We start from the raw sequence: 23303 nt of genomic DNA, 5'->3' as shown, positions 1-23303 counted from the left end.
GTGTTTGGCGGCACAAAGGAATTTTTGCTCACGGCAGGCACGCATCGGAGCGACAGTAAACTATCGCGAGAATGCGCAACGGCGGTTGGGGCAAAAAGACGAGCTGTGCCGGCAAGTACGAAACACTGCACTTGTGTCCCAGGCGAGCGCCTTTTATGACAGGTTATTCAGTGCCGCCATTTTACCGGATTTCAGAGGGGAAAACCGACAAATCAGCGGCCTGAGAGTATTGCCTTCCAGTATAACAAGGAAAGCAGAATATCAACATACTCCTACAAGTATCTTAAAAACACCTTAAAAACAGCGTGATGCCGGGCTGTTTTTGAAAATTGATGCCGGAGTATAGACAATCAAAGGAGATTTGCTGCAATTCAGGCAAGCAGGACTGGCTACCGTTCACTCATTAGCAATAAGGCAACGAGAATTTTGAGCAGTGATACCCAGCCTATGCGCTCAAAAAGCGGTTTACCGCCTCAACGTCCAGGAAATAGTGGCAAAGCTGCAGCGCCTCCGCGCCATCTTTGCTGCCCACCAGGACCGGCACCAGCTCATCATATCGCGTCACCAGCCCGGGATCGGCATCGACATCGATCACCTCGACGCTAAACCAGCCGGCTTCATCCTCGTGTGCAGGCCGCAAAGCCAGCAGCGCTTGCAGCATGTCCTCACACAGGTGGCAGTAAGAACGGCTATACAACATGAAATGTTTTTTTGACATGCGTCCACACTATGAAAAATGCCAGACCGGGAAAACAAAAAGCTGCAGACCGGCATGGTCTGCAGCTTCAGGCAAGCAATACTCGCTACCTCAGTTATTCGGACGCAGCGGCACGAATTGCGACGACTCGCCGCGGCGCACCAGCAGCACCGCCATTTTCTTCGGTTCCAGCTTGGCGACCAGGGCGTTGAACTGCTTGGCGTCCTTGATATCGGTGTTGTTCAGGCGCTGCACTACATCGCCGGCACGCAAGCCGACCTTGGCCGCGCTGCCTTCCGCCGATTCAACCAGAACACCGCCATCGACGCCCAGCTCTTTCTTCTTGGCCTCGCTCAGATCGCTGACGATCAGGCCGAGCGCATTGGCAGTCTGCTGCTCTTTCTTCGGTTTGGCGTCATCGTCCGTGGCAACCTTGTCGGCGGCCAGTTCCGTGATCACGATCGGGAAGTCGCGACTGGCGCCCTTGCGCCAGACGCTGATGGTGCCGCGCGCACCGGGCTTGGTATTGCCGACCAGGCGCGGCAGGTCATTGGCTTTTTCGATCGCCGTGCCATTGAATTTCAAGATGATGTCGCCCGCCTGCAAGCCAGCTTTGGCGGCCGGACCATCCGCTTCCACACGCGCCACCAGCGCGCCTTCCGCCTTGGGCAGACCCAGCGATTCAGCCACATCCTTGGTGACTTCGCCGATCTGCACGCCGATGCGGCCGCGGGTCACCTTGCCCGAGGCTTTCAGCTGATCGGAGACGCGCATCGCTTCATCGATAGGCACGGCAAACGAAATCCCCATGAAGCCGCCGGAACGGCTATAGATCTGCGAATTGATGCCGACCACTTCGCCGCGCATATTGATCAGCGGACCGCCGGAATTACCGGGATTGACGGCCACGTCGGTCTGGATCAGCGGCAGGTAGTCGCCGGTATCGCGCGCCTTGGCGGAAATGATGCCGGCGGTCACGGTGTTTTCCAGGCCGAATGGCGAACCGATCGCCAGCACCCATTCGCCGGCCTTGATCTTGTCGGAATCGCCCATGGTCAGGCGCGGCAGATTGGCGCCATCAATTTTCAGCAAGGCGACGTCGCTGCGGGTATCCGCGCCGATGACCTTGGCCTTGAACTCACGCTTGTCGGTCAGCGTGACATACACTTCGCTGGCGCCGTCGATCACGTGGGCATTCGTCATCACATAGCCGTCGGCTGAGATCACGAAACCGGAACCGACGCCGCGCGGCACTTCTTCCTGCGCCTTCGGATCAACCTTGCGGCCACGCTGGCCAGGAACCTGCGGACGCGGCATGTTGGGCACGGGGACGCCAAAGAAGCGACGGAAGAACTCTTGCATCTCGTCGTCGCTCGGGTCGCCCGAATCACCCTGGCCGGCCTTGATTTTTTCGGTAGTGCGGATATTGACTACTGCCGGGCCGGTCTTTTCAACGATGTCGGTAAAGTCCGGCAGGCCGGAGACTGGGGCAGCAATTGCCTGGGGGGCGATGCCGACCATGGCTGGAACAAAAAAAGCGGCAGTCGCACTGACTGCCATTGCAGATAAAACACCACGAACCGGCCCAAGCATTTTCATAGTCATAAAGTTTTATTTGTTTTTGAGTTCAATCGAATTCGCCACCTGCTTCATCGCTGCTGGCGGCACGTCACCAACAATCGTCAACCAGTAATCCCCTTGCCGCTTGCCGACGATGCTCAGCGCGCCCTGTTGCAAGGAGCCCTCGGTACGGCTTTGGCTGCCCGGTTCGATGAATATCGAAATCGCCACCAGTCCGTCCGAAAAAATCAATTGCGATACTTCGCGCCGCGCTGCCGGCGGCACGCTGGCGCCGCTCTTGGCCGGCGGGCCTTCAATCACCAGGCGCTTCAGCTCGCGCACCTTCTTGAAACCGGGCGGCATGCCACTGACGTTCCACTCGTTCAGCGTGGCCGGATTGATGACATTGCTTTCCGTATGCCAGGTATTGGTGTTGCCAAAACTCGGCCGCAGGCTACGGCGATCGACGTTGCCTATGCCAATCTGGGTGAATGAAATCTGTTCGATGATTTCATTCTTGCCATTCAGGGTCTGCACGCGCAGCAGCAGAGAGGAGTTCTTCTCCGCCCACAGCTTGTAGCCGTAGCGCATATTGTCTTTCGGCTCCAGCAGCACCGCCTGGCAATCGAAACCCGCGACGCGCCCGGTCTCGCCCATCTTGATATTGTAGTATTCGTTCAAATCAGAAGGCAACGCCCCCAGGATGGCAGGAAAACCATCCTGGGTGACGCGCTTTTCGACGATCTTGGTTTTCGTCTCCGGCAGGTAGCCGGTGACATCTTCATTGCGCCGGATATACTCGCGCGGCTGACCGTCGAGGATTTCCAGTTTCTCTATTTCATTGCGGCCTTCGAGCACATGCGTAATACGTGAAGTGCGTATCTGGTTCGCCTGCTGATAGATGAAGGTGCCGGAATAGTTCAGCTTTTGCGCCGCCGACTGAATCTTCCTCAGCAAGGCTTGCGCTTCCTGCTTGTCCGCGCCATTTCCGGCATCCGTGCCTTGCGCCTGGGCGGAAAACACGATCATCGACAGCAATACTCCCAGCAATACTCCCGGCAAAACTCGCGCCTGCCGCATATTAGTTATCAGCATCAGGTGCAAATTTGGCTGGCCGTGCATACTGCGCAGCGCTGTAAAGGGAAGGAGAGAAACGTTGATGCGCTGACAGATATTCATCCATCCGCGAATCACGCAACACTTCTCCGGCATGCGTCATGACACGAACGTCGCCAGCATTGGACGCCAAGGCCAGTTGCGGGGTTGCCACCGCAGCGGGTGCAGATGCAGGGGCGCTGACAACAGCCAGCTGCGGCGAAATGATGAACGCCGCCGCCGCGACTGCCGCCGCCGCCATGCCTGGCAGGGCAAAGCGCTTGATGCTGCGCCGGCCGCCCGCCACGCTGATATGTACAGGCTGGCCGCCACCGACAGCAATCTGCTCGGATGGCTGCGCGGTGACGGCCAGCGGCGCAGCAATGATCGTCGGTTCGGCATCCAGCCGGGCCGCCATGCGCGCGGAAAAATCCGAGCTCATGTTCAGCGCCATATCGTCCGAACGCAGGATATCGCCTATCTGGTGATAGACATCCCATGTATCGCGGCTTTCCGCTTGACGCAAGGCCGCCAGCGCCATGTCAATATAGGCGCTGGATAACTCCCCATCAGCCAAGGCAGAAATCTGCTCTTGGGTCATATCTTTGGTATTCATAAGTCACCTTAAAACCTGGCCAACCCCTTCGTTCCCGAAAAACCACTATCTTTTTTACCAACGTTTGTCGATGGCCGTACCCAGCAATGGCCTCAACTTATCTGCGATAGCTTCCCGTGCCCTAAATATCCGACTGCGTACTGTACCTATGGGACACCCCATTGCCTCAGCAATTTCGTCATAACTCAAACCCTCGATCTCGCGCAAGGTGATTGCCGTACGCAACTCTGCCGGCAAAGCCTCCATTGCAGTATTCACGGTTTGTGCTATCTGCTTGGTGGCCAGCAAAGATTCAGGAGTGTTTATATCCCTTAGTTGCTCGCCGTCGTCAAAAGTTTCTGCTTCTTCTGAATTTGCCTCAGTCGAGGTCGGCGCCCTGCGTCCCTGGGTCACCAAATAATTCTTAGCAGTATTAATGCCAATCCGATACAGCCAGGTGTAAAAGGCCGAGTCGCCCCGGAACTGAGGCAGCGCCCGGTAGGCCTTGATAAAGGCTTCCTGCACAACATCCTCGGCTTCTGCCTGATCGCGTACCAGACGCGAAACAAGACGCATTAGCTTTCGCTGGTATTTGAGAACCAGCAGCTCGAACGCCTTCTTATCGCCGCGCTGTACGCGCTCGACAAGCAGTTGATCAATTTCGCGTTCTGTCGTCAAACCCCATTCCCTTGTTTTGTTGCGACTTGCATACGGGACCGGACATAGATAGTAAGCAATAGCATAAGTTCAATGAAAAGCTTATTCATTAGCCAAGCCGGCGATCCCGGTTTTGTGCGTGCTGCTGCGGTGTGCTGCAATCCAGCGGCAAGCCACGGACAAAACTCTAAAAGTATCCTTAGAAACACAATCAGGCAGTATAGCGATTGTTCGGACCGAGCCGCTAGCCAATCGGAGGCGCAGCAACAGTAAATTTGACCAGATGGTGGTGCTTTCAAGCAGTTGCGCCGGCGCCAGCATCGGTCTTAAGATTTGTTTTCCATTTTGAGCAGCAATATCAGCCAGCCTGATCTGGCCGTCGGCGCCGATCTCGACTTGAATTGTGCTGCGCTCTCGATAGTAGCGCAGCATGCCGTAAATAGCTGCCGCAAGGCATAGTGTGGCTAGAACGACACGTGCCGGCAATAGCAGAGTGCCTACAACGCCGCCGGCGACCAGAGCGCCGACCAGGCCAGCCAGGGTGCATTGCATCGCCACCAGCGCCAGCAATAATCTGGACGGTTTGACAACCGTGGAGAGTGCGATCGACATGAGGCTAGCTCAAGGCGAAATTTGAACCGGTCGCCATGGAGACCGGTTCAACGTCGTTTTGCAAATGCTTAGATTTTGCCAAAAACCAGGGTGCCATTCGTGCCGCCAAAGCCGAATGAGTTTTTGACAGCAATGTCGATCTTCATGTCCCGCGCTGTGTTGGCGCAGTAATCAAGATCGCATTCAGGATCCTGATTGAAGATATTGGTGGTCGGCGGTGAGATCTGGTTATGCAGGGCCAGTACCGTAAATACCGACTCCAGGCCGCCGGCGCCGCCCAGCAAATGCCCGGTCATCGACTTGGTGGAGTTCACCACCAGCTTGTAGGCGTGATCGCCGAAAGCCGCCTTGATGGCATCGGTTTCATTCTTGTCGCCCAGCGGCGTCGAGGTCCCGTGCGCATTCAGGTACTGCACCTGATCGGCATTGACGCCGGCGTCGCGCAAGGCATTGCCGACACAGCGACGTGGGCCGTCCAGGCTTGGCGCCGTCATGTGATAGGCATCGCCGCTCATGCCGAAGCCGAGCAGTTCCGCGTAGATCTTGGCGCCGCGCGCCTTGGCGTGTTCGTATTCTTCGAGCACCAGCACGCCGGCGCCCTCGCCCAATACGAAACCGTCACGGTCCTTATCCCAGGGACGCGAAGCAGTGGCAGGATCGTCGTTACGCGCCGACAAGGCACGCGCCGAGGCAAAGCCGCCAACGCCCAGCGGCGATACGCTGGATTCTGCACCACCGGCAATCATCACGTCGGCGTCGCCGTACTGAATCATGCGGCCGGCTGCACCAATGCAATGCAGGCCTGTGGTACAGGCAGTGACTATCGCCAGATTCGGTCCCTTCAGACCGTATTTGATCGACAGGTTGCCGGAAATCATGTTGATGATCGATGCCGGGATGAAGAACGGACTGATGCGGCGCGGGCCGCGGTTAGTCAGTTCGGCGTGTGTTTCTTCGATCAAAGGCAAGCCACCAATGCCGGAGCCGATGATGACGCCTATCCGCTCAGCATTAGTTTCAGTTACTTCCAGGCCACTGTCTTGCATCGCCTGCATTCCCGCCGCCATGCCATAGTGGATAAACGTATCCATATGCCGGGCTTCTTTGGCCGGAATGTAATCTTCGATATTGAAGCCTTTGACTTCCCCCGCAAAGCGCGTGGAAAAGGCAGTGGCGTCAAACTTGGTGATGGTTGCGATACCCGATTTGCCTGAGATAATCGCACTCCACGCATCGGCAATAGTATTGCCGACCGGTGAAATGCAACCCAGGCCGGTTATCACAACGCGGCGTTCACGTGTGCGGCTCAAGCGGTTCTCCTGGATACATTCAAAGCGTGCTTAGGCTGCCTTGACGTGGGCCTTAGCGTAATCAATTGCCTGTTGCACTGTAGTGATCTTTTCAGCTTGTTCGTCAGGGATTTCCATTTCGAACTCATCTTCCAGCGCCATCACCAATTCAACGGTGTCGAGCGAATCAGCACCCAGATCGTTGACAAACGACGACTCGATCTTGATGTCAGCTTCTGCGACGCCCAGTTGCTCAGCGACGATTTTTTTAACGCGTTGTTCGATATCGGACATGTGATGCCTCCATTAGGTTACAGAAAGTGCGCGCATTTTAGCAGGTTTGCGCATTGAAAATTTACTTTCGACATTAGTCTTTAATATTTAACAAAACCATGTCAAAAGCTTCTAAATAGGTACTACTTACATCTAACCCTGAATCAGGCCTGGTTCCGGCATGACTCAGGACATTTGGCAAAAGCCAGATTTAGCTCATGTACATGCCGCCATTCACGTGCAGGGTAGTGCCCGTGATGTAGCCGGCTTGCGGCGATGCCAGGAAAGCCACAGCCGCGGCGATGTCCTCTGCGGCGCCCAGGCGCCCCAGCGGGATCTGCTGCAGCAGAGCAGCGGTTTGCTGCTCGCCCAGTTCCTTGGTCATGTCGGTATCGATAAAGCCCGGTGCGACGCAATTCACAGTGATATTGCGGCTGCCGATCTCGCGCGCCAGCGCACGGCTCATGCCGGCGACGCCAGCCTTGGCTGCAGCATAGTTCATCTGGCCTGGATTGCCGGCCGAACCGACTACCGATGTAATATTGATGATACGGCCATGCTTGGCCTTTATCATGCCACGCAAGACGGCGCGCGACAAACGGCCGACCGCGGTCAGGTTGGTAGCGATCACGGCGTCCCATTCTTCGTCTTTCATGCGCATCGCCAGTTGATCCTGGGTAACACCTGCATTATTGACAAGAATCGACAAGCCGCCGAATTCTTTTTGGGTCAGCTCTACCGCTGCGGCACAGCCGGCAACATCGTTAACGTTGAGCATGATGCCGCGGCCGTTGCCGGCATGGGCAGCCTGCATGTATTCCGTGATGGCGGCGGCGCCGGCCTCCGAAGTCGCAGTGCCGATCACCTTGGCGCCGCGCTTGAGCAGTGCGAGTACAATGGCGCGGCCGATGCCGCGCGAAGCGCCGGTCACCAGAGCGACCTGGCCTGCCAGGTCTTGTATGTCTGTATTTGGTAAAGTCACTTGAATGTCTCCAACATTTTATCCAGCGACGCCTGGTCGACGATGACATCGCCGATCAAGCTGTCATTAATCCGCTTGGTCAAGCCAGCAAGAACCTTGCCCGGACCGCATTCAATCACATGCGTGACCCCTTCGGCAGCAATCTTCTGCACCGTTTCCACCCAACGCACCGGGCTTGCGGCCTGGCGCACCAGCGCATCCTTGATGGCTTGCGGATCGCTGACGATGGCAACATCGACATTATTGATCAAGGCGATCTGCGGCGCCGCAAAGACCAGGTCTTGCATGTATTCACGCAAACGGTCCGAAGCCGGCTTCAACAGCGAGGAATGAAATGGGGCCGAAACCGGCAATGGCAAGGCGCGTTTTGCACCTTTTTCTTTCGCAATGACGCAGGCGCGCTCGATTGCACCTTTATGGCCGGCGATCACTACCTGCGCCGGCGCATTGAAGTTCACCGCCTCGACCACTTCGCCCTGCGCCGCAGCCAGGCAGACCGCGCGCACGTCGTCATCAGCCAGGCCCAAAATCACGGCCATGCCGCCCTGCCCGACCGGCACCGCCTGCTGCATGGCTTGCGCACGGAAACGCACCAGCGGCACGGCATCCTTGAACGCAATCACGCCGGCCGCCACCAGCGCGGAATACTCGCCCAGGCTATGGCCGGCCACCAGCGCCGGCGCCTTGCCGCCAGCCGCCAGCCAGGCGCGGTAGCAAGCTACCGCTGCTGTCAGCATCACCGGCTGGGTGTTGGTAGTCAGGTCCAGCTCTTCCTTCGGCCCTTCGGCAATCAACTTACCGAGATCGAACTGCAGCGCCTCGGAAGCTTCCGCCACCGTGTCTTTCACTACCGGGTTATCGGCAAAACCGTTCAACATGCCGACGGCCTGCGAACCCTGGCCCGGGAAAACGAATGCGAATTTATTCATGCCTTACCTGTGGATATCAAATTTATCAAATCGCGCTTACGACGGCTTAGGAGGCCTTTATAGAGCGCAGCCTCAGCTACGCTGACCTGGCTCAATGCCTGCTCGAGAAGCGCAGCTGTACGGAGGTACAAGCCCAGAGCAGAGATTAAGTCGCGCAGTAGGTCTATAAAGGTCTCCTTACATGCGCGCCAAGATGGCGCCCCAGGTAAAACCGCCGCCGACACCTTCCATCATGACGTTCTGGCCAGGCTTGACGCGACCGTCGCGCACTGCCTTGTCGAGCGCCAGCGGAATCGATGCGGCCGAGGTATTGCCGTGCTGGTCTACCGTCACCACCATGCGTTCGTTATCCAGGCCCAGCTTGCGCGCGGTGCTCTGCATGATGCGGATATTGGCCTGGTGCGGAATCAGCCAGTCGATCTCGGAGGCTTGCATGCCGGCGATCTGCAGTGCTTCGTTGGCGACCTTTTCCAGCACCGACACCGCCAGCTTGAACACCGCCTGGCCGTCCATGTACAGGAAAGCGCTGCCCTCGACCACGCCGGAGCTGACCTTACCCGGTACGCACAGGATATCCTTGTAGCGGCCGTCGGCATGCAGCTTGGTGGCCAGGATGCCAGGTTCGGCCGAAGCCGTCATCACCACGGCGCCGGCGCCATCGCCGAACAGCACGCAAGTGGTGCGGTCTTCAAAATTCAGGATGCGCGAAAAAACTTCAGTACCGATCACCAGCACATTCTTGTGCGCGCCGGACTTGATGAAGGCGTCCGCAATCGACACTGCATAAACGAAACCGCTGCACACCGCCTGCACGTCAAATGCCGCCCCACCGCCGGTGATGCCGAGCTTTTGCTGGACCACGCAAGCAGTGCTGGGAAAGCCGCCGAAATGATCCGGGGTCGAAGTGGCGACGATGATCAGGTCGATGTCCTCAGCCTGCATGCGCGCCATCTCCAGCGCCTGCTTGGCGGCGGCGACCGCGAGGTCGCTCGACTGCACATCGGCTTCAGCATAGTGGCGCGCGGCGATGCCGCTGCGCGAAAAAATCCATTCGTGGGATGTCTCTATCCCCTTCTCGGCGAGCTGCGCCGTGAGTTCCTGGTTGCTTACCCGCTTCGGTGGCAAATAGCTGCCGGTACCGACAATTTTGCTATATGTAGTCATGCTGTCTTTTGTTGGGTTGATTCAGTATTGACGATTTCACCGGCCTCACCCGTGCCGGCATCGGCGCTCTTGGGTGCAGCATCGGCTTGCGGCATCAGCTCCGCAATCGTGGTCGCAATACGAGACAATACATCATATTTGGCTGCGTCGAATGCACGCTGTATGGCCCACTCGTAGCCATAAGCGTCGGCGCCGCCGTGGCTCTTGAAAACCAGCCCGCGCAAACCAAGCAGGCTGGCGCCGTTATAGCGCGAAGGATTGAGCCGGCGCGAGATGGCCTTGATGGCGCCGCGCGCAATCACGGCGCCCAACATGTTGAGCACGCCACTCTTGAATTCGGTGGTGAGGACGGTCTTGACGAAACGCCCCAGGCCTTCCGAGGCCTTGAGCGTGACGTTGCCGACGAAGCCGTCGCAGACGACGATATCGGTAGTGCCTTCGAAAATATCGTTGCCCTCGACATTGCCGTAGAAATTCAGGATGCCTTTTTCATGATCCGCGCGTAGCAGTTCGGCGGTCTGCTTGACCACTTCGTTGCCCTTGATATCTTCCTCGCCGACATTCAGCAGGCCGACCGTCGGCCGTGGCTTGCCTTCCATGGCCGACACCAGGGCAGATCCCATCAAGGCGAACTGGTGCAAGTGCTGCGGTTCGCAATCGACGTTGGCGCCCAGATCGAGCATATAGGTCGGGCCATCTTTCTGGTTGGGGAGCAGCGTGCAGATTGCCGGGCGGTCAACGCCGTGCAAGGTCTTTAGCAGATAGCGGGAAACCGCCATCAGGGCGCCGGTGTTGCCGGCTGAGACGCAGGCCTGCACCTGCTGGTCCTTGACCAGTTGCAGGGCGACGCGCATCGAGGAGTCTTTTTTCCGGCGCAAGGCAGTTTCGATGGAGTCATCCATCGTCACCACTTCGGAGGCATGCACTACCGACAAGCGCGGATGCGCGCCGGCCTTGTGTTTCTTCAGCTGGGCGCGGATTTCATCCTCAAGCCCAACCAGTACCAATTCAGCTTCTGGCTGGCGATTGGCGAACGAAACTGCAGCAGGTACGGTAACCGACGGGCCGTGATCGCCACCCATGCAGTCAATAGAAATTTTAATTGTCATTGTTTTGATTCAGTGCCTACTCTAACCCCGACATTATGAGGCAGATTGAGCGCGATTCAAAATGACGCAAGGATTAATTACGTACACATTACGCATACAAAAACGGCGCTGCTGAGAAATCTCATCGCGCCGCCTTCAACCTGCATCACAAGAACAGATATTACTCGTCGTTCTTGGTCTTCAACACTTTACGGCCACGGTAGAAGCCGTTCGGGCTGATGTGGTGGCGCAGATGTGTTTCACCAGTCGTTGGCTCGATAGCCAGCGGAGGTGCAACCAGAAAATCGTGGGCACGGTGCATGCCGCGCTTGGATGGGGTCTTCTTATTTTGTTGAACTGCCATGATAACTCCTGCTTTCTTAAGATCTAAAGTTTAACATATCCAACCCTCAGAACAGGGAAAGGCTGGATACTCCTGCCGCGTATAGAATGCGCGGATTTTACTACCTATTGCCACACCTTAGTCACACATCATCAAAATCACACTCTACGACTGTGAAAATCAGCGCGACAAATTTACCGCAATTCGTTTTAATTCTTCAAACTCTTGAGCATCGCAAACGGCGACTCTTTTTTGCTGGCTTTGAGCCCTTCAAGCGCAGACTGGTCCGGACAGACCGGATGCTTGGGCGAGAGCGGCAAGGCCAGCAAGGCCTCGTCTTCAATCAATTCAATAATATTCAGTGATTTGGTGCCGACGATGACGTCAATCTCGTCATTATCAAGCAGCGCATCGATTTCATCGGCGCTTTCTTCATCTTTTGCCAACACCAGCACGGATTCCGCGTCGATATCGAAGGCAAACGGCGTCAGGCAGCGTTGGCACATGATCTTGATCGCACCGGTGACAGACATAGTCAGTTGCGGATGCCCCAGGGAATCAGTGCCGCCAACCAGGACCCAGTGCAGCACGCCGGAGCGGTCTGCCGACTCTTGCGCCAGGCGATTCAGGTCAGCCACGGCGATATCGCCTTCACGGCGCTCTTTATGGCGCGAATACTCAAAGGCGTCGATTACAAAAGCACTCATATAATATAGCCGAACTCTGCCGAACCCGGAAAACCTGCGATAATAACAGCCTTTTCCTTTATCCGTCAAAGTGTTAGCGCATTTTCCGCCTTTTATCGCCAGGCATGCACTTAAATGACGGAAATCATGGCCTCTTTACAACAGACCACCGGATGACTGAACTCCTTATGTTACCACCCCTGCCGCGCCTGATCCTGGGCTCCAGCTCGAAATACCGCAAAGAATTGCTTTCCCGGCTACACATCCCCTTCGAAGTCATGGCGCCGGCCATCGATGAAACCGCCTTTGCCAGCGAAACACCGGAAGCCACGGCCCTGCGTCTGGCGCTGGAAAAAGCCCGCGCCGTCGCGCTGCTGGCCCCCGGCGCACTGGTGATCGGCTCGGACCAGGTCGCCACCTTGGACGGCGAACAGATCGGCAAGCCCGGCGATCACGAAAATGCATTGAGACAACTCCAGAAGATGCGTGGCCGCCGCGTCATCTTCCATACCGCCTTGTGCCTGTGGGACGGACGCGAAGCGCAGCCGGAAACCGCGGCGCAAATCGAAAACGTCCAGACTTTCGTCACTTTCCGCGACCTGCCCGACGCCGAGCTGGACGCCTACTTGCGCATCGAACAACCCTATGACTGCGCCGGCAGCGCAAAAAATGAAGGCCTGGGTATCGCCATCCTGGAAAAAATCGAAAGCAGCGATCCGACCGCCCTGACCGGATTGCCATTGATCGCCCTGACCAGTATGCTACGCCGCGCCGCCCTTCCGTTTTTCACAAACAAAATAATTGCGGGACAGAGTTTGTGAGCCACCGCAGCGTGGCGAACTACTCTGTCCCCAACTGACTAGACCCCAACATGCCAGGCACCCTGTACTTGATTCCCAACACCCTCGGTCTAAGCGATGCCACGCCGGCACAACAGCTGGCCGCCGTCATTCCGGCCGAAGTGCAGACACTGACCGCCGGACTCGCCTATTTCATTGCCGAAAACGCAAAGACTACCCGCGCCTTCCTGAAGCTGGTCGATGCGGTCCAGCCGCTGGCCAGGCCGCTGCAGGAAATCCAGATCGCCGAACTCAACGTGAATACCGCCAGCGCCGCCTTGCCGGCCTTGCTGGCGCCCATCCTGGCAGGCCAGGATGCCGGCCTGATTTCGGAAGCCGGCGTGCCCGCGGTAGCCGATCCTGGCGCGAACCTGGTGCGGCTGGCGCATGCGCACAACATCTTGGTGCGGCCGCTGGTCGGTCCTTCGTCCTTGCTGCTGGCGGTCATGGGCAGCGGCCTCAACGGCCAGAGTTTTGCCTTCAATGGGTACCTGCCGACCGACGCCGAGCAGCGCAGCAAGCGCATCAAAGCCCTGGAACTGCGTTCGCGCCAGGACCAGCAGACCCAGTTGTTCATTGAAACGCCTTACCGCAATGGCGCCTTCCTGGAAGCGCTGGCCAACAGTTGCCAGGCCGGCACGCTGATTTGCGTCGCCACCGACCTGACCCTGCCTAGCGAAACCATCCGGACGCAGACCGCGGCCAAATGGAAGAGCGCGCTGGCCGCAGGCAAGCATCCTGATTTTCACAAGAAGCCAACCGTGTTTTTATTTTTGGCGCAGTAAACAGCGCCCTCTCTAGGCACGCCCCAGCCTCGTCCCCCTGTCTAGGCGAACGCGATTACACGACCAGGACTACGCGTCCCGGTCATTTCCGCGAACGCGGGAATCCAAGTTACTCAGTAGGACAGAAAAAATGGATCCCCGCGTTCGCGGGGATGACTAGATCGCCTAGGAAAAGCTTTTTAGAAACCCGGATCGCGACCCACACGCCAAATGCAAAACGGCAACGGTATTGCGCCGTCGCCGTTCTTGCTAGTCTCGAAAGACAAGGGTTGAGAAGTCGAAAACTTCTCGGTGCCGCATCCATGATGCGGTGGTTTGTCCGGTAGTCAACAATCATTCCAAAGCAAGGGGTTATATTGCTGCTGGAACGCTTTTTTGCTACCGAAGCAATTGCAACTGAGTGGCCAACGAGTTTGCTATTTCTATAATCGCCTCCTCCGTTCGCTATTCCTTTAGTCCCTTTAATATACGCCAGGATCGCCAAGATACAAGGCGAATTACGGTAATACAGTATTACCTTATGACCCTTTCAACATGCGCTGCTGAATAAAAAAAACCGCCGACGATTTCTCACCAGCGGGCTCGTTAAATAAAATTCAATGCAAAAAATTTAACCCGAAAACTCAGCGCAAGCTAGGCCGCACCTGGTTCGCCAGCGACTGCACCACGCCGGCGCCCATCGCCACACCGAATTTTTTCAGCACCCGCTCAGGCAAGCCTTCGCTCTTGGTGTAATCGACGATGTCTTCCTGCTTCAAGACATCGCGCGCCACGCTGTCGACCGTGCCGTAGCCGTCGGCCAGGCCCATGTCGATCGCCTTGGAGCCGCTCCAGAACAGGCCGGAGAAAGTTTCCGGCGTTTCCTTCAAGCGTGCGCCGCGGCCCTTGCGGACGACGTCGATAAACTGCTGGTGGATTTCCGCCAGCATGGTTTGCGCATAGCCTTTTTGCGTTGCGCTCATCGGGCTGAACGGATCGAGGAAACCCTTGTTCTCGCCTGCAGTCAGCAGGCGCCGTTCGACGCCGACCTTGTCCATCAGGCCGGTGAAACCGAAACCGTCCATCAGCACGCCGATCGAGCCGACGATGCTAGCCTTGTTGACGTAGATCTTGTCAGCCGCGGCAGCGATATAGTAACCGCCGGACGCACACATCTCGTCGACCACTACATACAAAGGCTTGTTCGGATATTCCTTGCGCAAGCGGGTGATTTCATCATTGATGATGCCGGCCTGCACCGGGCTGCCGCCGGGGCTGTTGATGCGCAAGATGACGCCGACCGAATCGTCGGCGGCGAACGCATTGTCAAGCGCCGGCACTACCACGCCGGCAGAACCATTGCCTTCCGATTCGATGGCGCCGTTGATCTTCACCAGTGCGGTATGGGCGCCGACGGTTTGCGTATCCGAGCCTTCGTAATTGATGCCCAGCCAAAAGGCGAAGCCGATCACGCCCAGCACCGCCAGCTTGAAAAAGATGCCCCAGCGGCGCCGCGCACGCTGTTCGCGCAGCGAAGCAAAAGCCAGCTTTTCCAGCAGTTCGCGTTCCCAGCCTTCTTTCTTTGCCGGTAGCGCAGAATCAACATTATCAAATTCGTTATTGCTCATGGTGCTCACTCATGTCGATTATCAGGGATCGTTTAACAGGCTGCCAAGCTACGCTAACACAGGCCGCACATATTCATCAGGGATCCAGAACACCTGATCATTGCTTTCTTCAACTAAAATCTTGTGCAGCCGTCCGCCGCGGCAAGGACCGCCGGCGCAGCGGCCGGTTTCCGGCTCATACACCGCGCCGTGAGTGGCGCACATCAGATAGAGGCCGCTCGATTCGAAGAAATCACCCTCGTTCCAGTCCAGCTCCATCGCCACGTGCGCGCAACGGTTCAGGTAGGCGTGCGCGACATTGTCGTAGCGGATGACAAACGCCACCGCATCGTCGCCCCACGCCGTCACCGGGAAACGCACGCCTCTGCCGCGCTCTGCCAGGGCGGAAGAAGCGCAAATCGGAATGCGCAGGTTATTTACGGCTTGTTCAGACATCGCTTGGCACTCTCGTTGGCAACCTGTATCAGTTTTAAACTCAGGCGTTATTGATCAGCCAATCATGCAGCTGCGGCGTCGACGTCGCACTGAACAGCGGTTTCAGCGCATTCAGTTCGTGCGCCGGATGAGCGCCATACTGCACCGCGATACCCGCAGCGCCGGCATTGATCGCCATCTGCAGATCATGCGTGGTGTCGCCGATCATCACCGTGCGCTTCAGGTCTTGGCCCAGCTCACGCGTCAATTCCTGCAGCATGGCGGGGTGCGGCTTGGAGAAAGTCTCGTCGGCGCAGCGGGTGGCGTCGAACACCGACAGCAGCTTGGTTTCGTGCAAGGCACGGTTCAGCCCGACCCGGCTCTTGCCGGTGGCAATCGCCAGAAAATAGCCTTGCTGGGACAGATCGGCCAGCATTTCGCGGACACCGTCGAACAGGGTCAGGTCCTGGTCCTGCGCCAGATAGTGATAGCGATAGCGCTCCACCACACGTGGATACTGGCTGGCCTCCAGGCCCGGCATCGCCAGCTGCATCGCCTCGCCCAGGCCTAACCCGATCACGTGCGCAGCTGCCTTATTATCCGGAATCGGCAAGCCCAGGTCCCTGGCCGCAGCCTGGATACATTTCACGATGATGGCGGTACTGTCCATCAAAGTGCCATCCCAATCAAATACGATTAAATCAAAATTCTTTCTTGCCATATTGCCTGGCAATTGCTTGCCAGCTCCTGTTCCTGGGTTTTGCCTGCCGGCCGACAAGACGCCATCAGCGATCGGCAAACCAATAGATAGATAAATACTAACTGATATTCTAATCGCCCGTAGTGCGTGATGGTGCAGAAGCAACATCCAACTTATTTTCCTGAGGCAAACTTTTCAGGAATTTTTCGCACTCCGGCGGCAATGGCGCCTTCAAGGTCACCGGCTTGCCGGTCTCGGGATGAGCAAAGGTAATCTGATAGGCGTGCAAAAACATCCGCTTCAGGGCAATTCGCTGGCCGTCCGCTTTCTGCAAAGCGCGGTTCAACGCAAAATCACCATACTTGTCGTCGCCGGCAATCGCAAAGCCGCTGGCGGACAGATGGACCCGGATCTGATGCGTGCGGCCGGTTTTCAACTCCGCTTCCAGTAAGGCATAGTCGCCGTAGCGGCGGATCAGGTTGAAGATGGTGTGCGATGCCTGACCATCGGCCTGCACCCGTACCCGGCGCTCGCCATCGGCTGCCGTATACTTATGCAAAGCCAGCTTGACATGCTGGCGCTCGTTTTGCCAGTCGCCGTGCACCAGGACCAGATAGCGCTTGTCGGTATCGCCGTCGCGCATCTGTTCGTGCAGATTGGTGAGCGCCGAACGTTTCTTAGCCAGCAACAAAATCCCGGAGGTATCGCGATCCAGCCGGTGCACCAATTCCAGGAACTTGGCTTGCGGACGCGCCGCCCGCAGCTGCTCGATGACGCCATAGCTGACGCCGGAGCCGCCATGCACGGCGACCCCTGCCGGCTTGTCGATCACCAGCATATGATTGTCTTCTAGCAATATCTTGAATTCCGCGCCTGGCACGACTTGCTCTTGCTTTTCAGCAATTCTGATCGGCGGCACCCGGATCACGTCGCCTTCCAGCAAACGGTAGGTCTGGTCGATACGGCCTTTATTGACCCTTACCTCGCCCGAACGGAGCACGCGATAAATATGGCTTTTAGGAACACCTTTACAAATACGCAACAAAAAATTGTCGATCCGTTGACCGGCATCCTCTTCGCCGATGGTCAGCAGTTGAACTTGCAGTGGTGCGGGAGGCGGCTTCACCTCTTGCTCCACGGCTACTTTAGGCTCAGCCTTGTGCTTGAGCGCGGCTTGTGTCCGCGGCTCCGGGCGAGACTTCACTCGCCCTCCAGAAAATCTCGCTAAGTCCTTCATTTTGAATATATAATTGTTGCGCGACTGTTCAGAAACAGTTGCTGGTGTAAGAATAAAAAGACCATTCTACACAGGGGCGTCCCCATCAGCCTCGCCAATTTGCAAATTTGATGGGAAATGTGTACGCATCACCCCTGCGCGAGTCAAGGTCGCACCGTTGTTGTCATCGGATAGCGCGCACGGATGCTGAACAAGAATATCTGGATGATTAGGATAAAGTCCGGCGAGCCCGATGCGATAAGTCGCGACGGGCTCGCCGGTTGATGCAGTGCTTATAAACAAGTCGATTAACTTTACTGAAACCAATGCTTCATTTGGCTCTATCAAGCTGCTCACCGCCTGGCGTCATGCTCGCGATCCGCGAACTGCAAGACGCTGTGCTGGTGCACGCTGGTAGTTTTCTGTAATACGACAGCACTGCTTCCGCGCCTGTGCAAGCGCCCTACTATGTAGATCAGGCGCTGCACGCCAAGGCACCCTCCCCCCCCAGACAACTATGTTCTCGCGTACATCCCTGTACTTTTTGGCGCTGACAGAATGCTGAAGAACAGCATCATTAAGCGCCATTGAATTGACCCAAGGGTCACGGAGCGAAAAAATGAAACGCATGTTGTTTAATGCTACGCAGCAAGAAGAACTGCGCGTAGCTATTGTTGACGGGCAAAAGCTCATTGACATCGATATCGAAACCACCGGACGCGAACAACGCAAGTCCAATATCTACAAAGGTGTGATTACCCGTATCGAGCCGTCGCTGGAAGCCTGCTTCGTCAACTACGGTGAAGAGCGTCATGGCTTCTTGCCGTTCAAGGAAGTCGCCCGCACCTATTTCAAGGAAGGCGTCGACGTCCGTACCGCATCGATCAAGGATGCCCTGCGCGAAGGCCAGGAAATCATGGTCCAGGTCGAAAAGGAAGAGCGCGGCAACAAGGGCGCAGCCCTGACCTCCTTCGTCTCGCTGGCCGGCCGTTACCTGGTCCTGATGCCGAACAATCCGCGCGGCGGCGGCGTATCGCGCCGGGTCGAAGGCGAAGATCGCCAGGAACTGCGCGAAACCATGGATCAGCTGGACCTGCCTAGCGGCATGTCGGTGATTGCCCGCACTGCCGGCATCGGCCGCAATGTTGATGAATTGCAATGGGACTTGAACTACCTGATGCAACTCTGGCGCGCCATCGAAGGCGCCGGCACCCAAGGCAAAGGCGCGTTCCTGATTTATCAGGAATCGTCGCTGGTGATCCGTGCGATCCGCGATTATTTCCAACCGGACATCGGCGAAATCCTGATCGACACCGACGAAATCCACGACCAGGCCCAGCAGTTCATGGCCCACGTCATGCCCGACATGGTGCACCGCGTTAAGCGCTACCGCGACGACGTGCCGCTGTTCTCCCGCTTCCAGATCGAACACCAGATCGAAACCGCGTATTCGCGCACCGTGCCGCTGCCATCCGGCGGCGCCATCGTGATCGACCATACCGAAGCCCTGGTTTCCGTCGACGTCAACTCCGCCCGCGCAACCCGCGGCGGCGACATCGAGACCACCGCCTTCAACACCAATTGCGAAGCAGCGGAAGAAGTTGCGCGTCAATTGCGTCTGCGCGATCTCGGCGGCCTGATCGTGATCGACTTCATCGACATGGAGAATTCCAAGAACCAGCGCGAAGTCGAAACTCGCCTGAAAGACGCCCTGCGCTATGACCGCGCACGCGTCCAGATGGGCAAGATCTCGCGCTTCGGCCTGATGGAACTGTCGCGCCAGCGCTTGCGTCCGTCGCTGTCGGAAGGCAGCCACGTGACTTGCCCGCGTTGCAACGGCACCGGCCATATCCGCGATACCGAATCGTCCGCTTTGCAAGTCCTGCGCATCATCCAGGAAGAAGCGATGAAAGAAAACTCGGCGGCGATCCACGTCCAGGCGCCGGTCGATGTCGCAGCTTTCCTGCTCAACGAAAAGCGCGGCGAGATCCTGAAGATCGAGACGCGTCACCGCGTCGGCATCATCCTGATCCCGAACAAGCATCTGGAAACCCCGCATTACAAGCTGGAACGCCTGAAGCACGACGATCCGCGCCTGGAAGAAACCCAGGCCAGCTATGCGATGGCAGAGCAAGCCGATACCGACATCGGCTACAGCAAGACCCAGAAAGAAGAAGGCAAGCCGCGTCAGGAAGCCGTGGTCAAGGGCATCACGCCAGACCAGCCGGCCCCGATCGTCGAGCGCAAGCCGGTGGAAGTACAGCCAGTGGCAGCAGCCGCTCCAGCGGAAACCGGTTTCCTCGGCAAGATCTTCGGTTTCTTCTTCAGCAAGCCGGCGGCGCCAGTCGCTACGCCTGCGGCAACTGCCGAAACCAAGAGCGCACAACAGCGTGACCGCAATGATCGCGGCGACCGCAACAACCGTGGCCAGCGTGGCCGCAACCGTGGCGGCCGCAACCGCGACGGCAGCGAAGCGCGCGACGACAGCGCCAAGAAACCAGTGGTAACCGAGACTGCTGAAGCCAAGAGCCAGCAAGCCCGTCCGCCACGTCCGCCACGCGAACCTAGAGAGCCACGGGAACAGCGCGAAGCCAACGAAAGCAAAGCCGATACCCGCAGCACCGAAGGACGCGAAGGCAAGCGCGAGCGCAGCGAACGCCCACCACGTCCACCACGTGAAGAGCGCAAGGAAAACCTGAGCGAAGTCAAAGTCGATGAAACCTTGCTCAAGGGCGGCGTAGTTGCTGCCGCCGGCGTAGCAGTGGCCACGGTTGCCGAAACTGGCGACGCCGTCCAGCTCGATAGCGGCCGCGTCGAAACCAAGGCAGAAGGAGACGAAGAACCGCGTCGCCGTCGCCGTCGCGGTGGCCGTAACCGTAATCGTCGTGATCGTGATGCAACTGATACTGCTGAAGGCAGCAGCGAAGGCAGCGATGACATGGAAGCAGGCGAAAACAGCGTAGCTGACGCAGTTGCAACAACAGCCGATGCAGCACCGGCATTTGTTCCAGCAGTCGTTCCGGCAACCGCTCATGAAGCCGAACCTGTCGCCGCGCAGCCTGTTGCCGTAGCAGCACACGCGGCCGACAGCGCCGTGCCGATGATGGCTTCTTCCGTGCCTGTCTCGCAAGAAGTTGCCGCTCCGGCCCAGCCAGAGACCTTCGCACCGACAGCATTGTCGAATGCGATCGCCGCGCCGCTAGTGCCGCAGGAAGTGGCCGCAGTGGCGGAAGCCGCGCCAGCAGCAGCCATCGAAGAAGCACCGGCGTCCGTGCCAGTGTGGATTTCGGTTGCACCTGCGCCAACCGTCGCCGAGCCTGAAGCAGTCGTGGCAGCGCCGGTAGCGGCCGATCCAGTGGTCGAACCGCTGGTGACGACAGTTGCTGCGCCAGCCCCGGTTGAGCACGTTGAGCTTGCACCGCAGGTCGAAGCACCGGCCCCGGTCGTCGCTGAGCCAGCCCCGGTTGTGCACGCACCAGCGCCGGCAGCAGTTGCGCCAGCCCCGGTAGAAGCAGCGCCGGCTGAAGTCAAGGTCGCGGTATCGAGCGCCTCGCCTAAGGTGGAAGATCTGCAAACCGTTCTGGCGGCCGCAGGCCTGACCTTGGCAGCGACCGACCCGAGCAAGCTGCGTGCTGCCCAGGAAGCCACTGCCGGCATCGTCGCCGCGCCACGCGTACCGCGTGAACGCAAGCCGGCGCCGGTCCAGGTCAGCGAACCGCTGGTGCAGATCGAAACCCAGCGCTCGCAGTCTTAAGCGTCTGCCCATGCCGCCGCCAGCCGGCGGCATGGCAAGATAGCAAGAAAACAAAGGGAGTCCAAGACTCCCTTTGTCACGTCTGGCGTCGGCGCCATAAAGGGTATCCGTAGCCGCGTGCAGCCAAAAACCGATGACCATGGTATCTTGTAGAAGTTACCACCTAGTAGAGAAGCAGCAGATTTTGCATATCTTCCAAGAAACACATCATGACTAAAAAAGTCATCCCGCTGATCGACAGCCGCCGCCAGCCATCGCTGCCTCCCCTGTCCTTGCCCTCCATACTGGAAACGCCCGACGGTCTGATCGCCGATGAGCTGGGACGGCCGCTGCACGATTTGCGCATCTCGGTGACAGACCGCTGCAACTTCCGTTGCGTGTATTGCATGCCGCGCGCGGTGTTCGACAAAGACTATGCGTTTCTGCCGCACACCGCCCTGCTGTCGTTTGAAGAAATCACGCGCCTGGCCAGCCTGTTCGTGGCCCACGGCGTGCACAAGATCCGCCTGACCGGCGGCGAGCCGCTGCTGCGCAAGCACATCGAAAAGCTGATCGCCATGCTGAGCGCACTGAAGACGCCGGATGGCAAGGAGCTCGACCTGACCCTGACCACCAACGGCTCGCTGCTGGCCAAGAAGGCGCAGGCGCTGAAAGATGCCGGCCTCAAGCGCGTCACGGTCTCGCTGGATGCCTTGGACGAAGGCATTTTCAAGCGCATGAACGATGCCGATTTCCCGGTGGCCGATGTGCTGCGCGGACTGGACGTGGCGCACCAGGTCGGGCTCGGCCCGATCAAGGTCAACATGGTGGTCAAGCGCGGCGTCAACGAGCAGGAAATCCTGCCGATGGCGCGCCATTTCAAGAACACCCCCTACATCCTCCGCTTCATCGAATACATGGATGTAGGCGCTTCCAACGGCTGGAAAATGGATGAAGTCGTGTCCTCGGCCGAAGTGGCGCAACTGATCCAGAGCGAACTGCCGATGCAGCCGCTGGCCGCCAACTACCTCGGCGAAACGGCGCAGCGCTGGCGCTATGCCGACGGCAGCGGCGAAATCGGCCTGATTTCCAGCGTCACCCAGGCCTTTTGCCATGACTGTTCACGGGCGCGCCTGTCGACCGAGGGCAAGCTGTACACCTGCCTGTTCGCCAGCGCCGGCCACGATCTACGCGCCCTGCTGCGCAGCGATGGCAGCGACCGTGAAATCTCCAGCGTGATCGGCCAGCTGTGGCGCACCCGCGATGACCGCTATTCCGAGCAGCGCACGCAAAATACCGAAGGACTGGCGCCAGCCCGCAAGAAGGTGGAAATGTCGTATATCGGCGGCTAAACGGAGCCACGCCATGCAAACCCGCATCCATCCCGACCTTGCCAGCCTGACCACCGGCTTGATACTGGCCGGCGGCCGCGGCACGCGCATGGGCGGCATCGACAAGGGCCTGGCGCTGCTCGACGGTCAAACCATGGTGGCGCATGTCATCGCGCGCCTGGCGCCGCAAGTCGGCAGCCTGATCATCAACGCCAACCGCAGCCAGGCCCGCTACGCGGCCTTCGGCTATCCGGTCTGGCCAGACCAGCAGGCCGATTTCGCCGGACCGCTGGCGGGCCTGCAGGCGGGCCTATGCCACTGCACTACCCCCTATCTGCTGACCGCGCCTTGCGACTCTCCCTATCTGCCGGAAGACCTGCTGCAAAACCTGGCAAAAGCACTGCAAAACGCCGCTGCCGACGTCGCTGTCGCCGTGACCACAGACCCCGATACGCTGACACTGCAGCCGCAACCGGTATTCATGCTGCTGAAACGCAGTTTATTGACCGATCTCAATGACTACTTGCAAGGCGGAGGACGTAAGATAGAGGCATGGTACCGTCGCCTGAATTACAGTGAAGCGCTGTTCGACGACGGCGACGCCTTCCGCAACATCAATACCGAAGAACAATTGCAGTCATCAAGAAGAACCCATTGAATACCTTGAGCCGCCCAGACCAGCCTTCCTTGTCCTCCCTCACCAGTTGC

Annotated in this window: 23 protein-coding genes; 5 read left to right on the top strand and 18 right to left on the bottom strand. The window is 58.1% G+C overall.

Going from position 1 to position 23303, the window contains the following annotated elements:
• Positions 1-445 precede the first annotated feature (445 nt).
• The 14 genes from CPter91_RS07855 to CPter91_RS07790 form a co-directional block, all read right to left on the bottom strand.
• Positions 446-700, bottom strand: a complete 255-nt coding sequence (locus CPter91_RS07855; protein WP_335340125.1) for a glutaredoxin family protein — start codon at positions 698-700, stop codon at positions 446-448.
• A gap of 108 nt (positions 701-808) precedes the next feature.
• On the bottom strand, positions 809-2257 hold the full coding sequence (locus CPter91_RS07850) for a DegQ family serine endoprotease (RefSeq protein ID WP_231880077.1): 1449 nt from the start codon (positions 2255-2257) through the stop codon (positions 809-811).
• Positions 2258-2308: 51 nt separating this feature from the next.
• Positions 2309-3361, bottom strand: a complete 1053-nt coding sequence (locus CPter91_RS07845; protein WP_417924856.1) for a MucB/RseB C-terminal domain-containing protein — start codon at positions 3359-3361, stop codon at positions 2309-2311.
• Complete coding sequence (locus tag CPter91_RS07840; RefSeq protein ID WP_061939064.1) at positions 3339-3968, bottom strand: sigma-E factor negative regulatory protein; 630 nt, start codon at positions 3966-3968, stop codon at positions 3339-3341. Before CPter91_RS07840 ends, CPter91_RS07845 begins: the two co-directional genes overlap by 23 nt.
• A gap of 54 nt (positions 3969-4022) precedes the next feature.
• Positions 4023-4625, bottom strand: a complete 603-nt coding sequence (gene rpoE / locus CPter91_RS07835) for an RNA polymerase sigma factor RpoE (protein ID WP_061939062.1) — start codon at positions 4623-4625, stop codon at positions 4023-4025.
• Between the two features lie 81 nt (positions 4626-4706).
• Positions 4707-5216: a protein YgfX gene (locus CPter91_RS07830; RefSeq protein WP_061939060.1), complete on the bottom strand. Its 510-nt coding sequence runs from the start codon at positions 5214-5216 to the stop codon at positions 4707-4709.
• 68 nt (positions 5217-5284) lie between these two features.
• Positions 5285-6526 (bottom strand): beta-ketoacyl-ACP synthase II, encoded by a 1242-nt coding sequence (gene fabF / locus CPter91_RS07825; RefSeq protein WP_061939058.1) that lies wholly within the window; start codon positions 6524-6526, stop codon positions 5285-5287.
• A 30-nt stretch (positions 6527-6556) separates the two neighbouring features.
• Positions 6557-6799: an acyl carrier protein gene (gene acpP, locus CPter91_RS07820; RefSeq protein ID WP_038487422.1), complete on the bottom strand. Its 243-nt coding sequence runs from the start codon at positions 6797-6799 to the stop codon at positions 6557-6559.
• Positions 6800-6989: 190 nt separating this feature from the next.
• A complete protein-coding gene (gene fabG, locus CPter91_RS07815; protein ID WP_082792675.1) occupies positions 6990-7760 on the bottom strand; it encodes a 3-oxoacyl-ACP reductase FabG in 771 nt (256 codons plus the stop codon).
• On the bottom strand, positions 7757-8689 hold the full coding sequence (gene fabD, locus CPter91_RS07810) for an ACP S-malonyltransferase (RefSeq protein ID WP_061939056.1): 933 nt from the start codon (positions 8687-8689) through the stop codon (positions 7757-7759). The genes fabG and fabD overlap by 4 nt, the downstream gene beginning before the upstream one ends.
• Positions 8690-8866: 177 nt before the next feature.
• Positions 8867-9853 (bottom strand): beta-ketoacyl-ACP synthase III, encoded by a 987-nt coding sequence (locus tag CPter91_RS07805; protein WP_061939055.1) that lies wholly within the window; start codon positions 9851-9853, stop codon positions 8867-8869.
• On the bottom strand, positions 9850-10962 hold the full coding sequence (gene plsX, locus CPter91_RS07800) for a phosphate acyltransferase PlsX (RefSeq protein WP_061939053.1): 1113 nt from the start codon (positions 10960-10962) through the stop codon (positions 9850-9852). Before plsX ends, CPter91_RS07805 begins: the two co-directional genes overlap by 4 nt.
• Positions 10963-11122: 160 nt before the next feature.
• Complete coding sequence (rpmF, locus tag CPter91_RS07795) at positions 11123-11305, bottom strand: 50S ribosomal protein L32 (protein ID WP_014006864.1); 183 nt, start codon at positions 11303-11305, stop codon at positions 11123-11125.
• Positions 11306-11493: 188 nt separating this feature from the next.
• Positions 11494-11991, bottom strand: a complete 498-nt coding sequence (locus tag CPter91_RS07790) for a YceD family protein (protein ID WP_061939051.1) — start codon at positions 11989-11991, stop codon at positions 11494-11496.
• A gap of 167 nt (positions 11992-12158) precedes the next feature.
• On the opposite strand from CPter91_RS07790, the gene CPter91_RS07785 reads away from it, so the two are divergent.
• Both CPter91_RS07785 and CPter91_RS07780 read left to right on the top strand, forming a co-directional pair.
• Positions 12159-12791 carry a Maf-like protein gene (locus CPter91_RS07785; RefSeq protein ID WP_269465562.1) on the top strand — a complete coding sequence of 211 codons (633 nt, stop codon included), beginning with the start codon at positions 12159-12161 and terminating at the stop codon, positions 12789-12791.
• Between the two features lie 50 nt (positions 12792-12841).
• Positions 12842-13594 carry an SAM-dependent methyltransferase gene (locus CPter91_RS07780; RefSeq protein WP_061939046.1) on the top strand — a complete coding sequence of 251 codons (753 nt, stop codon included), beginning with the start codon at positions 12842-12844 and terminating at the stop codon, positions 13592-13594.
• Positions 13595-14217: 623 nt separating this feature from the next.
• Here CPter91_RS07780 and CPter91_RS07775 read toward each other — a convergent pair.
• The 4 genes from CPter91_RS07775 to CPter91_RS07760 all read right to left on the bottom strand — a co-directional run bounded on the left by CPter91_RS07775 (position 14218) and on the right by CPter91_RS07760 (position 17552).
• Complete coding sequence (locus CPter91_RS07775) at positions 14218-15201, bottom strand: S49 family peptidase (protein WP_061939044.1); 984 nt, start codon at positions 15199-15201, stop codon at positions 14218-14220.
• A 48-nt stretch (positions 15202-15249) separates the two neighbouring features.
• Positions 15250-15636 (bottom strand): Rieske (2Fe-2S) protein, encoded by a 387-nt coding sequence (locus CPter91_RS07770; RefSeq protein WP_061939042.1) that lies wholly within the window; start codon positions 15634-15636, stop codon positions 15250-15252.
• A 40-nt stretch (positions 15637-15676) separates the two neighbouring features.
• A complete protein-coding gene (locus tag CPter91_RS07765) occupies positions 15677-16336 on the bottom strand; it encodes an HAD-IIIA family hydrolase (protein WP_061939040.1) in 660 nt (219 codons plus the stop codon).
• Between the two features lie 109 nt (positions 16337-16445).
• On the bottom strand, positions 16446-17552 hold the full coding sequence (locus CPter91_RS07760) for an RluA family pseudouridine synthase (RefSeq protein WP_082792674.1): 1107 nt from the start codon (positions 17550-17552) through the stop codon (positions 16446-16448).
• A 598-nt stretch (positions 17553-18150) separates the two neighbouring features.
• Between CPter91_RS07760 and CPter91_RS07755 the strand changes: the two genes are divergently transcribed.
• The 3 genes from CPter91_RS07755 (at position 18151) to mobA (ending at position 23253) form a co-directional block, all read left to right on the top strand.
• Positions 18151-21285 carry an Rne/Rng family ribonuclease gene (locus tag CPter91_RS07755; RefSeq protein ID WP_061939036.1) on the top strand — a complete coding sequence of 1045 codons (3135 nt, stop codon included), beginning with the start codon at positions 18151-18153 and terminating at the stop codon, positions 21283-21285.
• 209 nt (positions 21286-21494) lie between these two features.
• Complete coding sequence (moaA, locus tag CPter91_RS07750) at positions 21495-22616, top strand: GTP 3',8-cyclase MoaA (RefSeq protein WP_061939033.1); 1122 nt, start codon at positions 21495-21497, stop codon at positions 22614-22616.
• A 13-nt stretch (positions 22617-22629) separates the two neighbouring features.
• Complete coding sequence (gene mobA, locus CPter91_RS07745) at positions 22630-23253, top strand: molybdenum cofactor guanylyltransferase MobA (protein ID WP_061939031.1); 624 nt, start codon at positions 22630-22632, stop codon at positions 23251-23253.
• Positions 23254-23303: the final 50 nt, after the last annotated feature.

Origin of the sequence: Collimonas pratensis, from assembly GCF_001584185.1 — a bacterium.
Lineage (GTDB): Bacteria > Pseudomonadota > Gammaproteobacteria > Burkholderiales > Burkholderiaceae_D > Collimonas > Collimonas pratensis.
Note: the sequence above shows the minus strand (reverse complement) of the source record. Positions and strands in the feature narration are given on the sequence as shown.

Bases quoted from the DNA above. Each gene is read 5' to 3' on its own strand.
- CPter91_RS07855 (WP_335340125.1), bottom strand. From the start codon at position 700: ATGTTGTATAGCCGTTCTTACTGCCACCTGTGTGAGGACATGCTGCAA.
- CPter91_RS07850 (WP_231880077.1), bottom strand. From the start codon at position 2,257: ATGGCAGTCAGTGCGACTGCCGCTTTTTTTGTTCCAGCCATGGTCGGC.
- CPter91_RS07840 (WP_061939064.1), bottom strand. From the start codon at position 3,968: ATGAATACCAAAGATATGACCCAAGAGCAGATTTCTGCCTTGGCTGAT.
- CPter91_RS07830 (WP_061939060.1), bottom strand. From the start codon at position 5,216: ATGTCGATCGCACTCTCCACGGTTGTCAAACCGTCCAGATTATTGCTG.
- acpP (WP_038487422.1), bottom strand. From the start codon at position 6,799: ATGTCCGATATCGAACAACGCGTTAAAAAAATCGTCGCTGAGCAACTG.
- fabD (WP_061939056.1), bottom strand. From the start codon at position 8,689: ATGAATAAATTCGCATTCGTTTTCCCGGGCCAGGGTTCGCAGGCCGTC.
- CPter91_RS07805 (WP_061939055.1), bottom strand. From the start codon at position 9,853: ATGACTACATATAGCAAAATTGTCGGTACCGGCAGCTATTTGCCACCG.
- plsX (WP_061939053.1), bottom strand. From the start codon at position 10,962: ATGACAATTAAAATTTCTATTGACTGCATGGGTGGCGATCACGGCCCG.
- rpmF (WP_014006864.1), bottom strand. From the start codon at position 11,305: ATGGCAGTTCAACAAAATAAGAAGACCCCATCCAAGCGCGGCATGCAC.
- CPter91_RS07790 (WP_061939051.1), bottom strand. From the start codon at position 11,991: ATGAGTGCTTTTGTAATCGACGCCTTTGAGTATTCGCGCCATAAAGAG.
- CPter91_RS07785 (WP_269465562.1), top strand. From the start codon at position 12,159: ATGTTACCACCCCTGCCGCGCCTGATCCTGGGCTCCAGCTCGAAATAC.
- CPter91_RS07780 (WP_061939046.1), top strand. From the start codon at position 12,842: ATGCCAGGCACCCTGTACTTGATTCCCAACACCCTCGGTCTAAGCGAT.
- CPter91_RS07775 (WP_061939044.1), bottom strand. From the start codon at position 15,201: ATGAGCAATAACGAATTTGATAATGTTGATTCTGCGCTACCGGCAAAG.
- CPter91_RS07770 (WP_061939042.1), bottom strand. From the start codon at position 15,636: ATGTCTGAACAAGCCGTAAATAACCTGCGCATTCCGATTTGCGCTTCT.
- CPter91_RS07765 (WP_061939040.1), bottom strand. From the start codon at position 16,336: ATGGCAAGAAAGAATTTTGATTTAATCGTATTTGATTGGGATGGCACT.
- CPter91_RS07760 (WP_082792674.1), bottom strand. From the start codon at position 17,552: ATGAAGGACTTAGCGAGATTTTCTGGAGGGCGAGTGAAGTCTCGCCCG.
- CPter91_RS07755 (WP_061939036.1), top strand. From the start codon at position 18,151: ATGAAACGCATGTTGTTTAATGCTACGCAGCAAGAAGAACTGCGCGTA.
- moaA (WP_061939033.1), top strand. From the start codon at position 21,495: ATGACTAAAAAAGTCATCCCGCTGATCGACAGCCGCCGCCAGCCATCG.
- mobA (WP_061939031.1), top strand. From the start codon at position 22,630: ATGCAAACCCGCATCCATCCCGACCTTGCCAGCCTGACCACCGGCTTG.